General features: G+C 50.8%; 11 protein-coding genes and 2 tRNA genes. 2 read left to right on the forward strand and 11 right to left on the reverse strand.

Annotation, left to right across the window (positions count from 1 at the left end):
• The first annotated feature begins 60 nt into the window (after window positions 1–60).
• Complete coding sequence (locus FIV45_RS09100; protein WP_099474798.1) at window positions 61–507, forward strand: VOC family protein; 447 nt, start codon at window positions 61–63, stop codon at window positions 505–507.
• Here the strand turns inward: FIV45_RS09100 and FIV45_RS09105 are convergent.
• From FIV45_RS09105 to FIV45_RS09135, 7 genes are all read right to left on the reverse strand, one after another.
• On the reverse strand, window positions 493–2,172 hold the full coding sequence (locus FIV45_RS09105; protein ID WP_181040172.1) for a U32 family peptidase: 1,680 nt from the start codon (window positions 2,170–2,172) through the stop codon (window positions 493–495). The genes FIV45_RS09100 and FIV45_RS09105 overlap by 15 nt on opposite strands.
• A 73-nt stretch (window positions 2,173–2,245) precedes the next feature.
• The gene (recO, locus tag FIV45_RS09110) at window positions 2,246–2,974 is read right to left on the reverse strand and encodes a DNA repair protein RecO (protein ID WP_099474800.1); all 729 of its coding nucleotides are present in this window, start codon (window positions 2,972–2,974) and stop codon (window positions 2,246–2,248) included.
• A 15-nt stretch (window positions 2,975–2,989) separates the two neighbouring features.
• Complete coding sequence (locus FIV45_RS09115) at window positions 2,990–3,856, reverse strand: DUF3108 domain-containing protein (protein WP_133118605.1); 867 nt, start codon at window positions 3,854–3,856, stop codon at window positions 2,990–2,992.
• Between the two features lie 106 nt (window positions 3,857–3,962).
• Complete coding sequence (locus FIV45_RS09120) at window positions 3,963–6,647, reverse strand: valine--tRNA ligase (RefSeq protein WP_099474804.1); 2,685 nt, start codon at window positions 6,645–6,647, stop codon at window positions 3,963–3,965.
• Window positions 6,648–6,799: 152 nt separating this feature from the next.
• Window positions 6,800–7,393, reverse strand: a complete 594-nt coding sequence (locus tag FIV45_RS09125; RefSeq protein WP_181040173.1) for a DUF2497 domain-containing protein — start codon at window positions 7,391–7,393, stop codon at window positions 6,800–6,802.
• Window positions 7,394–7,597: 204 nt separating this feature from the next.
• Window positions 7,598–8,959 (reverse strand): TolC family outer membrane protein, encoded by a 1,362-nt coding sequence (locus FIV45_RS09130; protein WP_099474806.1) that lies wholly within the window; start codon window positions 8,957–8,959, stop codon window positions 7,598–7,600.
• 157 nt (window positions 8,960–9,116) lie between these two features.
• Complete coding sequence (locus FIV45_RS09135) at window positions 9,117–9,770, reverse strand: protein-L-isoaspartate O-methyltransferase family protein (protein WP_099474809.1); 654 nt, start codon at window positions 9,768–9,770, stop codon at window positions 9,117–9,119.
• A 286-nt stretch (window positions 9,771–10,056) separates the two neighbouring features.
• On the opposite strand from FIV45_RS09135, the gene FIV45_RS09140 reads away from it, so the two are divergent.
• Window positions 10,057–10,130, forward strand: a tRNA-Cys gene (locus FIV45_RS09140).
• Window positions 10,131–10,218: 88 nt separating this feature from the next.
• On the opposite strand, the gene FIV45_RS09145 is transcribed toward FIV45_RS09140, so the two are convergent.
• The 4 genes from FIV45_RS09145 to FIV45_RS09160 form a co-directional block, all read right to left on the reverse strand.
• Window positions 10,219–11,403, reverse strand: a complete 1,185-nt coding sequence (locus tag FIV45_RS09145; protein WP_099474811.1) for an acetyl-CoA C-acyltransferase — start codon at window positions 11,401–11,403, stop codon at window positions 10,219–10,221.
• Window positions 11,404–11,597: 194 nt separating this feature from the next.
• Complete coding sequence (locus FIV45_RS09150; RefSeq protein ID WP_133118606.1) at window positions 11,598–13,208, reverse strand: CC0125/CC1285 family lipoprotein; 1,611 nt, start codon at window positions 13,206–13,208, stop codon at window positions 11,598–11,600.
• A 257-nt stretch (window positions 13,209–13,465) separates the two neighbouring features.
• Window positions 13,466–13,542: transfer RNA gene (locus FIV45_RS09155), tRNA-Arg, on the reverse strand.
• 27 nt (window positions 13,543–13,569) lie between these two features.
• Window positions 13,570–13,857, reverse strand: a complete 288-nt coding sequence (locus tag FIV45_RS09160; RefSeq protein ID WP_099474815.1) for an ETC complex I subunit — start codon at window positions 13,855–13,857, stop codon at window positions 13,570–13,572.
• Window positions 13,858–14,156: the final 299 nt, after the last annotated feature.

Consider the following 14,156-nt stretch of genomic DNA (forward strand, 5'->3'; position numbering starts at 1 on the left):
ATCTCCCCCAATCGCGCAGGAAGTCCCCGTACGCTGCAGCGGGGTATACAAGGAACAGACATGCCGACACACCCTTCCCATGCGCTGCCGATCCTGTTTTACCAGGACGTGAGAAACGCCCTTACGTGGCTGGAAGAAACCTATGGTTTTAACCCTATTGTCGTCTTTGAAGATGATGCCGGGGCTATCGTTCACGCAGAAATGATGCTGGGTAGCGCTCATATCATGCTGGGCCCGGCCGGAATGGTCGAATGGGCGGTCAGTCCGCAAAAACAACATGGCTGGAACACCCAGCAGACATATATTTACGTTGATGATGTCGACGCCCATCATGTCGGCGTCGAAATGATGCGCGGGGTCACCGCCACGGTGCCTGAAAAACAGTTTTACGGGGATAAAACATACCGGACCACTGATATCGAAGGCCATCGCTGGATCTTTGCCGAACGCATAAAAACCGCCAGCAAGGAAGAGATGGCGAAAGCCACGGGCTTAACCGTCAGATAAAGCCCCCGTTGCACCTTCAGTCAGGCCGCGGGCATTTCTGGCCAGCATTTCACCCTGCTTCTTTTCCGCCATCAGGCTTCTCGCTTTTGCGTAGGCCGGGTCTTGCCAGAAAATAAGGCACCCGTTACAGCCCCGGCCACAACATCCTTCGACGCCAAGGCGTGGTGTTTTGAACTTGCGGCTACTGTTGGCCTCCGCCTGACTTTCCACAAGCGCATCCCGGCGCTGCAGATACCGGTCCTCCGTACCTTGTCCCTGCTCGCGCTTCTGGGCTTCCCGGTCGAGTTTTAACCGGTCCCATTGTTCCTGGGTCAGGGGGCGTTCTTTACGGATCATGGTTAGTTCGGGATAATCCGCTCGTAATCGCGCCTGATCTTCCTGATCAAACCACGCAAAAGGCAGCCGTATAATCGGTTTCTGTCCGGCATTTACCGCGTCCCGCGCCTGCCCCGTTTCGGCATCAATAAATTCATAGATGCGCAGGAAAATTGTCTGTCGACTACGGGGCGGCACCAGTTCAAGCACATCACCAGCCACAATCCGGTTCTTCACTTCCATCAAAAAGCCGTCTTGTTCCACCTTGTGAATCAGACCGGCAAATTCCCATTCCGCCAGTGTCGCCGTATCCTCGTAATTATGGGCATGATTGGTCAGGCGGCCTTCATGAAACGCCAGGGTATATCCCCGACTCTGTACCGTTTCCAACTCTTTCAAATAAGGTTCCGGCGACCAGCCGTCCGGGTTGGCATACCAGTCATCAATCGCCATGCGGTATGCCCGCGCCACCAGCGCCACATAATACTGGCTCTTGTTACGGCCTTCCACTTTCAGGCTGTCGATCCCGATCTTCAGATATTCATCCAGTTTCGGCATCAGGCACAGATCTTTGGAATTAAGGATATAGGAGCCGCGTTCATCTTCTTCGATCGGCATCAACTCCCCTTCCCGCGCGCCTTCTTCCAGCAGAAACTCATACATGTCGCGGGTATGCTCATTCAGTTCAATTTCTTTAATGGTGCCGTCCTTCAGCCGCATGTGCACCTTGTAATGCCAGCGGCAGCTGTTGGCGCAGTTGCCCTGGTTTGCGCCGCGTTCCGACATAAAATTACTCAACAGGCATCGCCCGCTATAGGTCATGCACATGGCCCCATGCACAAAAGCCTCCAGTTTGATATCTGGGCATTTCTCACGAATTTCCACCAGTTCAGCATAAGAAACTTCGCGCGCCAAAACCGCCAATGACGCCCCCTGTTCGGCCCAGAATTTAACGCTCAGCCAACTACAGATATTGGCCTGGGTCGAGACATGCAGCTCCAGATCCGGCGCCATCTCTTTTACATATTGAAACACACCGGGATCGGCTATAATCACGCCATCAGGATTCACCTTGCGCACCGTCTCGACATATTGCTCTAGCTTCGGGATATCCTTGTTGTGAGAAAACAGATTAAGGGTCAGATAAACCCGCTTGCCATGAGAATGGGCGAATTTTACGCCCTCTACCACGTCTTCCAGCGAGAAGGCTGACTTTGTGCGCAACGACATATCCGGCGTACCGAGATAAATGGCATCGGCCCCGTAAAGCACGGCCATTTTCAATTTCTGTAAATCGCCCGCCGGCATCAGAAGCTCTGATCGTTCGGGGCGCGGGGATATTTTCACCATGGGACAGTCCTTAAAACATAATATATATGCAGGGGAGCTATCCTGTCCGGCGGCAAAAATCAACCAGGATTGGTTAATATGTTAAATAGTCCAGCAGCATTCGACGGGCCTGGGGAATCTTTTTATTGTTAGGCTGCAACACGTACTGTTCAAGAAAAAACTCGCTGAGATGCAGACCATCGCGGATGTCACTTTCATTGATCTCGCCGCCGCCGCAGAGAAATTTAGGCAGGTTCAGCATTTTGTCATGATAGGGCGCGCCCGCCTCCCGGCTCACCGCACGCCCCGATTTCGGCGAAATATAAACCAGATCCTCTGTAACGCCCGTCGCGGCGCAGCAGCTGAAATCAAGGCCAAATCCTAATTCCGCAAGTAGACCAATTTCCCACTGCACCAACAGGGCGCCCCAATTTTCCGGCCTGTCATCGACTCGCTCCAGCGTATCGAGCAAAATCTGTAACGCTTTATAAAGCGCCGGGTGGGCCTCCCGCTCCATCAAGGTGACGGACAGAATGGCGCAGGCACTGTTAAGCACACCGAGCTTGGACGGGTAATTGAGAAAAGACGCCGAACGGGCATTGCGCAGCTCAACGGCATAAGTACCGAGTTGATTTTCCAGCCGGCCGCGCCAGGAAACCATGACTTCATTGCCGGGTTGTAATGTGCCGCGTTGTCGACGTCCCATACCGCCTTTGACCAGGCCCGCATGCCGTCCATGCTCCGCAGTCATCAGATCAATCACCGCGTCATACTCTCCGTATTTACGCAGACTTATGATGATACCCTGGTCATGAAATTCCATAATTGTCCTCCCACATCACGGGGCATCCTTTTCCGCCTTAAGAGGGCTTACGTCAATTTCCGCCAGATAAACCCGTACCTTGCCCCAGCCAATGGCAAATTCCGCATAAACAGGAATTTTGGGCTGTAGCCCTTCAATCTCGGCAAACCAAATTTCCACAGGTTTTGGCGCCTTCTCTTTCTTTTTCTTTTTGCGCTTTTTCTTTTTCTTCTTATCCGTGGCGATAAAATTCCCGTCCACGACTTTATCAGTGAATTCACAGGAGATCACCGGCCCCGTGTAAGTCGCCCGACCGCTGTCCAGCGTCTTTCTCTCCGGGCACTTATGGGCCATATTGAGCAAAAAAAACCCACCAAATACAGTCGCTTCTCTCAGATCCTGGCTGACCGTCAGGGCATGTGGATTGAGCATTAAATCAAGATAATAGCTCATCATATCCGGGCCCTTGCGCTGCGCTTCGGCGATCGGAATGTATTTTGCCTCTTTCTTGAATTTGAAGTCGATATCATGCGCGACAATCTGGCTACTCTCCGGATCAAACCGGGTCTTCGTGGTAAAGTGGCTCTTGCCCCAACTACCGTCATTATCAAATTCAAGCGGCTTCAGGGCACCATCGGACAGGATATTTCCCCGGACAGAAGATTTACTCTTCATATTACTGAAAATCGAGGCAAGCCCCGTCACGTCATAAGCCACATCCACCTGATAGGATTCGTTACTCAGACGGGCGCTGGAATATACCTTGGAGATAACAAAGCCGCCCCAGTAGGCTTTATAGGTCAGCTTTATGCTTTGGGATGATTGAGCATTGACCGGGGAGCTCAATAACGCCATCAGGGACAGGAAAATAAAAAGTCGAAGCATCTCTGTCTGGTCTTTCAAGATTTATTACCCCCTCACCCCTGCTCTTAATCTAAGCGATTAACGACCCCATAGCCAACAAAAAAGGCCGGGCAAGCCCGGCCTTTTCATCTTCGTGCAAAACCTTTTAGTCCATAGCCGCAAGACGCGCGAGGCCTTCCTTGATTTTTTCGGCTTTTTGCTCTGCCTCAACCAAATTCTTTCGGTTTTCAGCGACCACATTATCCGGCGCCTTGGCCATAAAGGCATCGTTATTCAGCCGTCCGGAAATGCCGCCAATCTCTTTAGCGAGTTTATCCAGGTTTTTCTGAAGCCGCGCCTGTTCCGCCGCAATATCAATCACCCCGGCCAGTGGCATAAAGTAAGTTGCTTCACCGACCACGACCTGAACCGCGCCTTTCGGCGCATCTCCTGTATGCAGATCAATCGTCTCCAGCCGCGCCAGGCGTTTGATCACATCGTCCTGAGCCACGAGAGAAGCAGCGGTCTGTTCAGACGCCCCCTGCACCAGCATTGTAAGTTTAGCCCCCGCCGGAACATTCATTTCCGCCCGTGCCGTGCGAATGTCCGAAATCAATTGAATGACCCAATCCATTTCCGCCCCTGCACCAGCATCAATCAGGGTTTCATTATAGCCAGGCCAGTCTGAAACGATCAGACTTGAAGTTCGGTTTTCCTGCAACGCGCCCCAGATTTCTTCCGTGATAAACGGCATGAAGGGATGCAGGGTTTTCAAAATCTGATCCATCACCCAGGCGGCGCAATTGCGGGTTTCCACTTTCGCCGCCTCATCTTCGCCAAAGAATTGCGGTTTGATCAGTTCGAGATACCAGTCGCAGAATTTACCCCAGGTGAAATGGTAAATCGCGCCTGCTGCGTCATTATAGCGGAAGGCTTCCAGAGATTTCGTCACCTCGGCCGTCGCCTTGATCACCTCACCGACGATCCATTTGTTGACCGCGAGGGTTGCCGTCGCGGGATCATAATTCGGGGTAACATTGTCGAAACAGCCGTTCATGTCGCAGAAACGGGCCGCATTCCACAGTTTGGTTCCGAAGTTGCGATAGCCTTCGACCCGCTTTTCAGACATTTTAATGTCCCGGCCCTGGGCTTCCATCGCGGCCAGGGTAAAGCGCAAGGCATCAGCTCCAAACTTGTCGGCAAGCTCAAGAGGGTCAATGACATTGCCTTTTGATTTAGACATTTTAGCGCCCTGCTCATCGCGCACCAGCGCATGGACATAAACCGTGTCAAACGGCACTTCTTCCATGAAATGCAGGCCGTCCATCATCATGCGCGCCACCCAGAAGAAGATGATATCAAAACCGGTGACCAAAACATCTGTCTTGTAATATTTATTCAGCTCCGGTGTATCATCCGGCCAGCCCAGGGTGCCAAACGGCCATAGCGCCGAGGAGAACCAGGTGTCAAGCACGTCTTCATCACGGATGATGGTTTTTGTCTCTCCATAATGGGCATCAGCCAACGTCTGAGCGTCTTCTTCTGTATTGGCGACAAAGATTTCACCATCCGGGCCATACCAGGCCGGGATCTGATGGCCCCACCACAGCTGACGCGAGACGCACCAGGGTTCAATATTGCGCATCCATTCGAAATAAGTCTTCTCCCAGTTTTTCGGGACAAATTTCGTGCGCCCATCTTCCACGGCGGCCAGGGCGTTCTTGGCCATGACCTCTACATCAACATACCATTGATCGGTAAGATAGGGCTCGATCACAACACCTGAACGGTCACCATAAGGCACCATATGCACTGTGTCCTCGACCTTATCCAGCAGACCCAGCGCGTCCATATCCGCGACAATGGCTTTACGGGCCGCAAAACGTTCCATGCCGCGATACTTCTCAGGCACACTATCGTTAAGATGGGCGTCATCGGTCAGAATATTGATCATTTCCAGATCATGGCGTTTGCCGACCATGTTATCGTCAAAATCATGCGCCGGGGTGATTTTTACCGCACCAGACCCCTTTTCCGGATCGGCATGCAAGTCCGCAACCACAATCAATTTGCGCCCGACAAGCGGCAGGGTCAGGGTCTTGCCGATCAGATCCTGATAACGTTCGTCATCAGGGTGAACCGCAACCGCGACATCGCCGAGCATGGTTTCCGGCCGGGTGGTGGCAACCGTCAGAAAGCGCCCCTCTTCCCCGTCTACCGGATATTTGAAATGCCAGTAATGGCCGTTGACCTCTTTCTGCTCGACTTCGAGATCGGAAATGGCGGTCAGCAATTTCGGATCCCAGTTGACCAGGCGCTTCGCTTTATAAATCAGGCCAACCTTATGCAGTTCAACGAATTTTTTTGTAACGGCCGCGACAAAGCCATCATCCATGGTAAAGCGGCTGCGGCTCCAGTCGCAGCTTTGACCCAGCCGGCGCATCTGGTTGAAGATCATCCCGCCGGATTCCTCTTTCCACTCCCAGACTTTTTCAATGAATTTTTCCCGCCCCAGATCATGACGGGAAATGCCATTGGCGTCCAGCTGACGTTCCACCACCATCTGAGTGGCGATACCGGCATGGTCCATACCCGGCTGCCACAGCGCATCCCGGCCCCGCATACGTTCGAAACGGATCAAAATATCCTGCAAGGTATGATTAAGCGCATGACCGATATGAAGGCTGCCCGTCACATTCGGGGGCGGCAACACAATGGTATAAGGATCTGCATCAACCCGGCCCGCCTTGAAAGCGCCCTGCTCCTCCCATGCCTCATAAATCCGCTTTTCAGCCGACTGATAGTCAAAGGATTTATCCAGTTTTGCTTCAATTTCTTGGTCTTCAGACATTCGGTATTCTTTCCGCTGCACTAAGTGTATATGTGATGCGACATGGCGCTTTAAAAAAAAGAAGAGCCCAACAGGCCCTTCCCAAATTACATGATGTTAAAATAAGCGGGAGAGGTAAAAAAATCCAGTTTCTTTAGCCGCCTGCGCTATTTTTATGGTTTTTTGGTTCGGGACAGACGGGCGATTTCCTTCGCCACCATCCGTTCCACCAGCGGCGGCAAATTCTCATCCAGCCAGCCGCGCAACATAGGTTTCAGCATTTCCCGCACCAGATCTTCCAAAGTATTACCGGATCCCTGATAACCGGATGTCAGCAGATCCGACAGAATTCCGAATTGATCCATCGCCAGACCAGAAGAATTGGCAGACATCAGTACCTCGTCACCGACAGCAGGATCGACATCATCAATATCACCTTCAAAGCCCATTTCCATTACCGGTTCAGGTTCTGGTTCAGGTTCTTCTTCCGGTTCCGGTTCTGGCTCATCAGGCAGAGAATCGAAGACATCTTCTTCTTCGGCCATTTCGGTCAGTTCAAGAACATCGTCCTCTTCGGGCTCTTCTTCAAGCTCTAGATCAACTTCGGGTTCTGGTTCAGGTTCAGGTTCAGGCTCTGGTTCGGGCACAACTTCAGGGGCAGGAGTTTCTTGTTCCCCAGCGTCCTCGTCATCCTCGGAAATAATTTTCCGAATAGATGCGAGAATTTCTTCCATCGTTGGCTCTTCTTGGCCTTCCGTTTCGCTCATTATCCAATTACCTCGCCCTAAAAAGCGCTATCCCTTATGAATCTACTCTATCTAAATACTACACTATCCTATGTAACATTAAAGGTTTAGTGTTTTTTGGGTGTTTATCAATATTATTCTCCTGTTTACAAAAAAAAACGACCTATGGGAATAAAAAAACCCCATAAGTCGTTGTGAAATGGATTAAAAAATTTGTTCAGCGGATCAATCTTTATCGATTCCCCACCCAAAAAACTTATTTTCAACCTTATCTGTATGATCTTCAGGATTATAAGTGGCAATATTCAGGTCCAGATTATCCGCCGTCAGCTTACCCATGCTGGACAGCAAAACATAAGCCGCGATGAACTGATCGCGTCTCGCCCGCACCAGGCTCACTTGAGAATCGAGCAGCTCCTGTTCCGCATCAAGGACATTCAATGTGGTCCGTGATCCGACTTCCGCTTCCTGACGCACACCTTCAAGGGCAATATCATTGGCGGTTACCTGGTCTTCGGACGCCGAGATCCGCGCTGTGGCCTCGCGATAACCTTCCCATGAATTCCGGATCAACTCGGCCACAATGCGCTCCGCAGACAGAGCCTGAAGACGGCGTTGGTTTTCAATCTGGCGGGATTGGCGAATTTGGGAAGACACCGCCCCGCTTTGATACAGCGGCATGGTCATCTGGGCGAGAACTTCTTTTGTAGTGGAAGTATCGGTGGTGCTGAAATTTTCCCAGCTTTTACTGTAACGGGCCACAATATCAACCGAAGGCCCCAAGCCGCCATATTGTTTTTTCACGTTATAACGCGCTGCTTTTTCCGTGTAACGTGCCCCCAGCAACTGTGGATTATTTTCCATGGCAAAGGCCAAGGCCGCCTCTTCAGAAGCAGGCATAGCCGGAAGCCCTTCCGGAATTCTCAGATTGGCCGGCATGCCGCCCACTGTTTTACGATAAGCTGCACGGCTGGCTGACAGCGCCGCCTCTGCGCGGATTTCTTCGGACACGGCCCGGGACAGACGCGCTTTTGACTGCGCCACATCGGTGCGGGTAATTTCCCCCACCCGGAACCGGTCTTCGCTGGCTTCCAGTTGCCGCTGCAACACGGCAACGTTGTTCTGGGTCAGCTGCAACACAGACATATCCGTCAGCACATTCATATATGCCGTAACGGAATCCAGCAACACCTGCTGTTCAACAGAGGTCAGTTGTTCCCGCGCAGCCCTGACCTGATTCCTGGCTTCACTAGTGCCATTCACCGTTTTCATGCTACTGAAGACAGACTGACGAACTTCCAGTCCCAGACTTCTGGGGTTGGTGTCACCACTTGTCGAAAATGTCTGCTGGCTTTTCGTATTGCGATAACCATAGTTGCCTGTGGCCGCGACCGAAGGCCGCCATCCGGCCTTGGCCTGGTTAATTGTCTCATCGACCGCTCTTAAAGAAGCTCTTTCAGCCAAAAGTGTTGGGTTGTTTAAATAAGCCTTGGCCATGGCTTCTTTCAGTGTCTCCCCTTGGGCGCCCCCCGGGAGGGCCAACGACGTAACAATAGGCAACAGTGACAAATATAATTTAGTTTTCATAGTTCCAACCCGATTGATTATAAATCCTGACGCTTCTTTGCAGCAACGTCCTTCTATACAATTTTTAAATTAACAAACCGTATGCGAGATAAAATACGCCGCCCCGCAGATATAATCCGTTATTGTTAGCACTGTCAACATTAAGCCGGGAATATTTCTAGAAAACAAATTTCTCCGGCTTCTTAAAGGCAGCAAGCTTCGTCACGGCAGCATCAAATAAAGTGCGTTTCGCCACGACCCCGTTTTCGCTGGTGACATAGACAGCCTTGCCAACACCATTTTGATTCAAAACACAAATCAACCGGCCGCCATCGGCAATCTGGTCCGTCAAACTGGCCGGTATTTCATCGACCATACCGTTGATGAAGATCACATCATATGGGCCTTGCTCTGCCAGACCGTCCCGTAAGGCACCGGTCACCACGGCCACATTGTCACAGGCCTCAGTCGAAAGAACCGTGGTTGCGATTTCCGCCAGCGTTTCATCTTCTTCCAGAGCAACAACAGCCTCCGCGAGGCGGCCCAATACAGCGCTGGAATAGCCCGTTGCGCAAGCCACATCGAGCACAACATCCGTTTTCTTTATATGCGCCGCATCGACAAGACGGGCAAAAATCATCGGTTCCATCAAACTCCGACCAGGAGCCACCTGAATATCTTCATCCAGATACGCCACGCCGCTCAAGCTTTTTGGCACGAATTTTTCCCGGTTAACCGATTCAATGGCACCGATAATCCGTTCATCATTCACTTCATTAGGCCGCAGTTGACCATCAATCATATGTTGCCGCGCACTGTTTAAATCCGACATATAGAGACACTCCTGAAATATGTGACTTTTCGTTGCGCCCTTTTATAAGGGCTCTGTGTAACCATTACAACATAGGAAATGCCACTACTTTGAGACTATATGCCAATCTTTTGCGATGATTGGCAAATAAATTCGTTTTACGTCTAAGCTATTTGCCGCGCCCTGGCAGTAAAGCCGTTTCATCTCACTCATCAGGTTTATGAAATTCTGTTCCCAAGGCGCAAATAATTATTTGACTTCCCTCCCAATTACGCTAAAAGACGGATACTGTTTTTGGCAGTATTTAGGCGCGGTGGCGGAATGGCTACGCAGCGGATTGCAAATCCGTCTATACCGGTTCGATTCCGGTCCGCGCCTCCACTTCCCCACCCTGACATGCCTCATAAAAAAAATGCACCGATCAAAATTTGACCGGTGCACACAAAATTTATATTTCAGTCTTAGCCCTTTAAAGCACCTCGAACAGGCCGGCCGCCCCCATGCCGCCGCCGACACACATGGTGACCACAACATATTTCACCCCGCGTCGCTTGCCCTCGATCAGGGCATGGCCAACCATACGCGACCCGCTCATCCCGTAGGGATGACCGATTGAAATCGCCCCACCATTCACATTCAAGCGTTCCTGGGGAATTCCAAGTTTATCGCGACAATAAATAACCTGCACCGCAAAGGCTTCATTTAATTCCCACAAGCCGATATCATCCATTTTTAATCCGGTTTGCCGCAGCAGTTTGGGAATCGCCAGAACCGGACCAATCCCCATTTCATCGGGCTCGCAGCCGCACACCGCCATACCGCGATAAGCCCCGAGGGGCGCCAGGCCGCGACGTTCGGCCTCCGCCCGCTCCATCAGAAGATTTGCCGATGCTGCATCAGATAATTGACTTGCATTACCAGCGGTTATCGAACCACCTTCAACCACTGGATTAAGTCCAGCCAGACTTTCCGCAGACGTCGACGGACGGTTGCCTTCGTCTTTTTCCAGCACGACATCCTCATAGGAAATTTCGCCGCTTTCCCTGTCTTTGACGACTTTCGTTGAGGGCAGAGCAACAATTTCATCATCAAACAGGCCTGCAGCCTGAGCAGCGGCGGTGCGCCGTTGGCTTTCCAGCGCATATTCATCCTGCGCCTCGCGACTGATCTGATAACGATTGGCCACCACTTCCGCTGTTTGCAGCATTGGCATATATGCATCCGGCCGCAATTTAATCAGGTTCTTGTCGGCCTGCTTCATGAGAAGCTCAAAGGCGGGCGCCTGCACAATAGAAATATTATCCACGCCGCCCCCAATGGCAATTTCAATACCATCACAGATAATCTGTTTCGCCGCCGTCGCAACCGCCATCAGACCGGAGGCGCATTGACGATCTATGCTCATGCCGGACACCGAGACCGGAAGCCCTGCCGCCATGGCACTTGTCCGACCAATATTCCAGCCTGTGGACCCGGCTGGCAAAGCCGTACCCATGATAACGTCTTCGATATCACTACCCTCAACACCGGCACGGCGCACCACCTCGGCAATCACATGCCCCCCCATGGTCGGGGCCATGGTGGCGTTAAATGCCCCTTTATAGGCGCGCCCTATCGGTGTTCTGGCTGTCGCGACGATAACTGCTTCTCTCATGATTGTTCCCTCATCTGTTGATTTCCGGAGCATGATAGATCATCTCCGGACAGAAACAAAGCACAAATTAAAACAGTCGTTTTAAAAAGTATTCGCCATTAAAGATCATATGATTGACTAACCGCAGGCCAGCCCCGTCAGGACCTCTGCCTGCGGTTAGTTTCTGTATCCATTGATCGTTAAAGCCCCGGCCCTCAGTTCTTTGATTTAACATACACAGACGACAAGTCCTGCCAAACCTTATCCGTCATTAAAATCCTGCCTTTGTGCATAATCCATCTGTCAGGTAACTTGTCAGGATCAACAAAAGTAACTGTCAGGGAAGTCATATAGCCAGCCGGCGTCCCTGCCCCCATGCGAACACCATTGTATGTTGAATATCGCGTCCGCGTGTAATTTGTAATATCGCTGATAATGAAGCCGGTTTTTTTTGACTGACGCGCCAAATCAGCCGCCCGCAACAAGCTCAGCTCCTCCACAACAGTTCGTGAGGATACGTCACCAACAAATTTAATTTCATAGCGGTCTTTCCCCAGCTCTTTCTCGCTGAATCCGCTTCCCTTGAAGAACCAGACTTTACCGGAATAGCTGTTCATCTGTGATTTCTTTTCAAGACTTGGTAATCTTTCGAACAGGCTTGTGACGAAATTTTTACCGGTCTTGTTGGAAAATGCCTTGGTGTTTCTCAGCTTAAACCAAGCTGCTTCAACATCTACCTTCATGAGCCCTAAGCGATTTTCTTCCGGAATGATGCGCTGCAGTTTCTCAAGCAAATCCAGCAAAGCCGGCCAAACCGGGAATTTTTTAGATGACGACACCAGAGTATCACGCGCGCCGACCAGATCACGGTTGTAATATTGCCCATAAGCCTTCACCAGTACGTCCTGCATGCCCACCAAGTCTTCGGCATTATCAGTACTCAGACGGCGTAGGCGGCGAATAATGTCCTCACGATCATTTTGCTTTTCCGGGGCGCCCACAAGAGTGGTTTTAGCCTGCTCCATGAATGCCTCCGCCTGAGCCATTTGCCCGACCCGCGCAGCGGCAATCGCCGCCATTCCGATGGTTACCGGATCAGATGTAGTGATAATCTGAATATCCTTAGCAGACACAAGTCCGCTAAAGCTTTCCTGCATTTCAGCCGTTTTATAAGAGGCTTTTTTTCTGAAACCGCCCGCCACAAGGTGAGCCCAATTCTCTGCGGCCTTCACCTCCTGCCCGTCCTGAATATCCAGCAAAGTTGCGTGCAAGTATAAATAGTCCGAATCCAGTCTCACCATGCGTTCAATAACAGCCAACCGATCGTCGGTCATATATTTCAGGCCGAGGGATTGAAGATTTTTACTATACGGGCGCATATCAGAAAATGCTTTAAAGGCGCCCCGTGCCGCATCAGCATTATCGTTCATGATCAGCGCCACACCCTCCAGATATTTCACCGACAGCCCCAAGCTGCGCTGATAAAAGATATCATCTGCATGGGAACCGGCTACTTCATCAATTTTCTGCAAATCAGCCAAGGCTGCATCGCCATTTTTGACTTCAAGATAATGTATTGCCCGGGCCCTCAAAATATTTACATGTCGCTCCCAACTCCCGCCATCATCAAAATATCCTGATGCCAAAACAGTTGTACAGGCCGCAATGCCAGCCTCCCCAACTTCACGGTAATGGGCTTTTGAGCCGGATTCCGCGATACTGCCCAGCAGGCCCAAAGTCCCCGCCATCAAAAGCGCGTTCCCCAGATCTTTAGTATGGGACGCCCGGGACGCCAACCCGTCACACTTCACCCATTCGTCAGGCACGTATGGTGGCCGAGAACTACACCCGGCTAGAATAATGATAAGTGAAAATGCTAGAATTTTTTTTGACATTTGCTATCCCCTCAAGTTGTTTATTTTTAGTTAGCCGCTAAACTCTAGCCACATAGAACTCATTCAGCAATACATAAAAATCCTGTCCCTAGGTCCAAGAAGAACCATAAGGGCACAACAGATATACACATAATAAAAGGAAAGCGCTTTTCAGGGGCCGTAATACATTGATTTATGGAGATATTTATTGGTGCGCCCGGCAGGATTCGAACCTGCGACCTACGGATTAGAAGTCCGTTGCTCTATCCAGCTGAGCTACGGGCGCCCTGTTATCACAAACTTGATGAAAAACCTATCCACGATAGGCGAAGACATCGGCATATGCCTTGATTCTTCGTTTTGGCATCTTGGGCTCCACCACTTCATATGCAAGCCCGTTACGCTTGGCATATGCAATGGCGTCTTCCTTGGTGGCGAACTTCAGTTTGACCTGACTTTCCATATCCGACGAACCTGTCCAGCCCATAAGAGGGTCCAGGCTTTTGCCTTCTTCTGAAATATATTCCAAAATCCACTGCCGGGTATTCTTCATACCTGACTGCATGGCATTTTTTGTCGGTTTATATATACGGGCTGTCATAGGTTCCACCTAACTGTCGACGACATCATCAATCACAGTCTTGTATCCCAAAGCAGAATTAAGGGAAAGTGAAAAAACAACTCCGGGCATTTTATTTCATATCAGCAGGTCATAAACGTGCCCATCGTAATATAATATATCGCCATATATGTGCTTACCGTCAGAGCATTAACCAAGGAAGAAAAGTATCAACTTTTCAGCAGCTGGGCTATCCGCGTCAAACAACCCTATAAGGCCTGACAGCTGAGGTATATTTACTTTCGGGACTTAAAGAGGGTACAAAAAAAGCCGCCGACATT

It is taken from the genome of Paremcibacter congregatus (assembly GCF_006385135.1).
In the GTDB taxonomy this organism is placed as follows: Bacteria; Pseudomonadota; Alphaproteobacteria; order Sphingomonadales; family Emcibacteraceae; genus Paremcibacter; species Paremcibacter congregatus.

What these genes read in the sequence shown, in the direction of transcription:
- FIV45_RS09100 (WP_099474798.1), top strand. Translation starts at nt 61, where the DNA reads ATGCCGACACACCCTTCCCATGCGCTGCCGATCCTGTTTTACCAGGAC.
- FIV45_RS09105 (WP_181040172.1), bottom strand. Translation starts at nt 2,172, where the DNA reads ATGGTGAAAATATCCCCGCGCCCCGAACGATCAGAGCTTCTGATGCCG.
- recO (WP_099474800.1), bottom strand. Translation starts at nt 2,974, where the DNA reads ATGGAATTTCATGACCAGGGTATCATCATAAGTCTGCGTAAATACGGA.
- FIV45_RS09120 (WP_099474804.1), bottom strand. Translation starts at nt 6,647, where the DNA reads ATGTCTGAAGACCAAGAAATTGAAGCAAAACTGGATAAATCCTTTGAC.
- FIV45_RS09125 (WP_181040173.1), bottom strand. Translation starts at nt 7,393, where the DNA reads ATGAGCGAAACGGAAGGCCAAGAAGAGCCAACGATGGAAGAAATTCTC.
- FIV45_RS09130 (WP_099474806.1), bottom strand. Translation starts at nt 8,959, where the DNA reads ATGAAAACTAAATTATATTTGTCACTGTTGCCTATTGTTACGTCGTTG.
- FIV45_RS09135 (WP_099474809.1), bottom strand. Translation starts at nt 9,770, where the DNA reads ATGTCGGATTTAAACAGTGCGCGGCAACATATGATTGATGGTCAACTG.
- FIV45_RS09145 (WP_099474811.1), bottom strand. Translation starts at nt 11,403, where the DNA reads ATGAGAGAAGCAGTTATCGTCGCGACAGCCAGAACACCGATAGGGCGC.
- FIV45_RS09160 (WP_099474815.1), bottom strand. Translation starts at nt 13,857, where the DNA reads ATGACAGCCCGTATATATAAACCGACAAAAAATGCCATGCAGTCAGGT.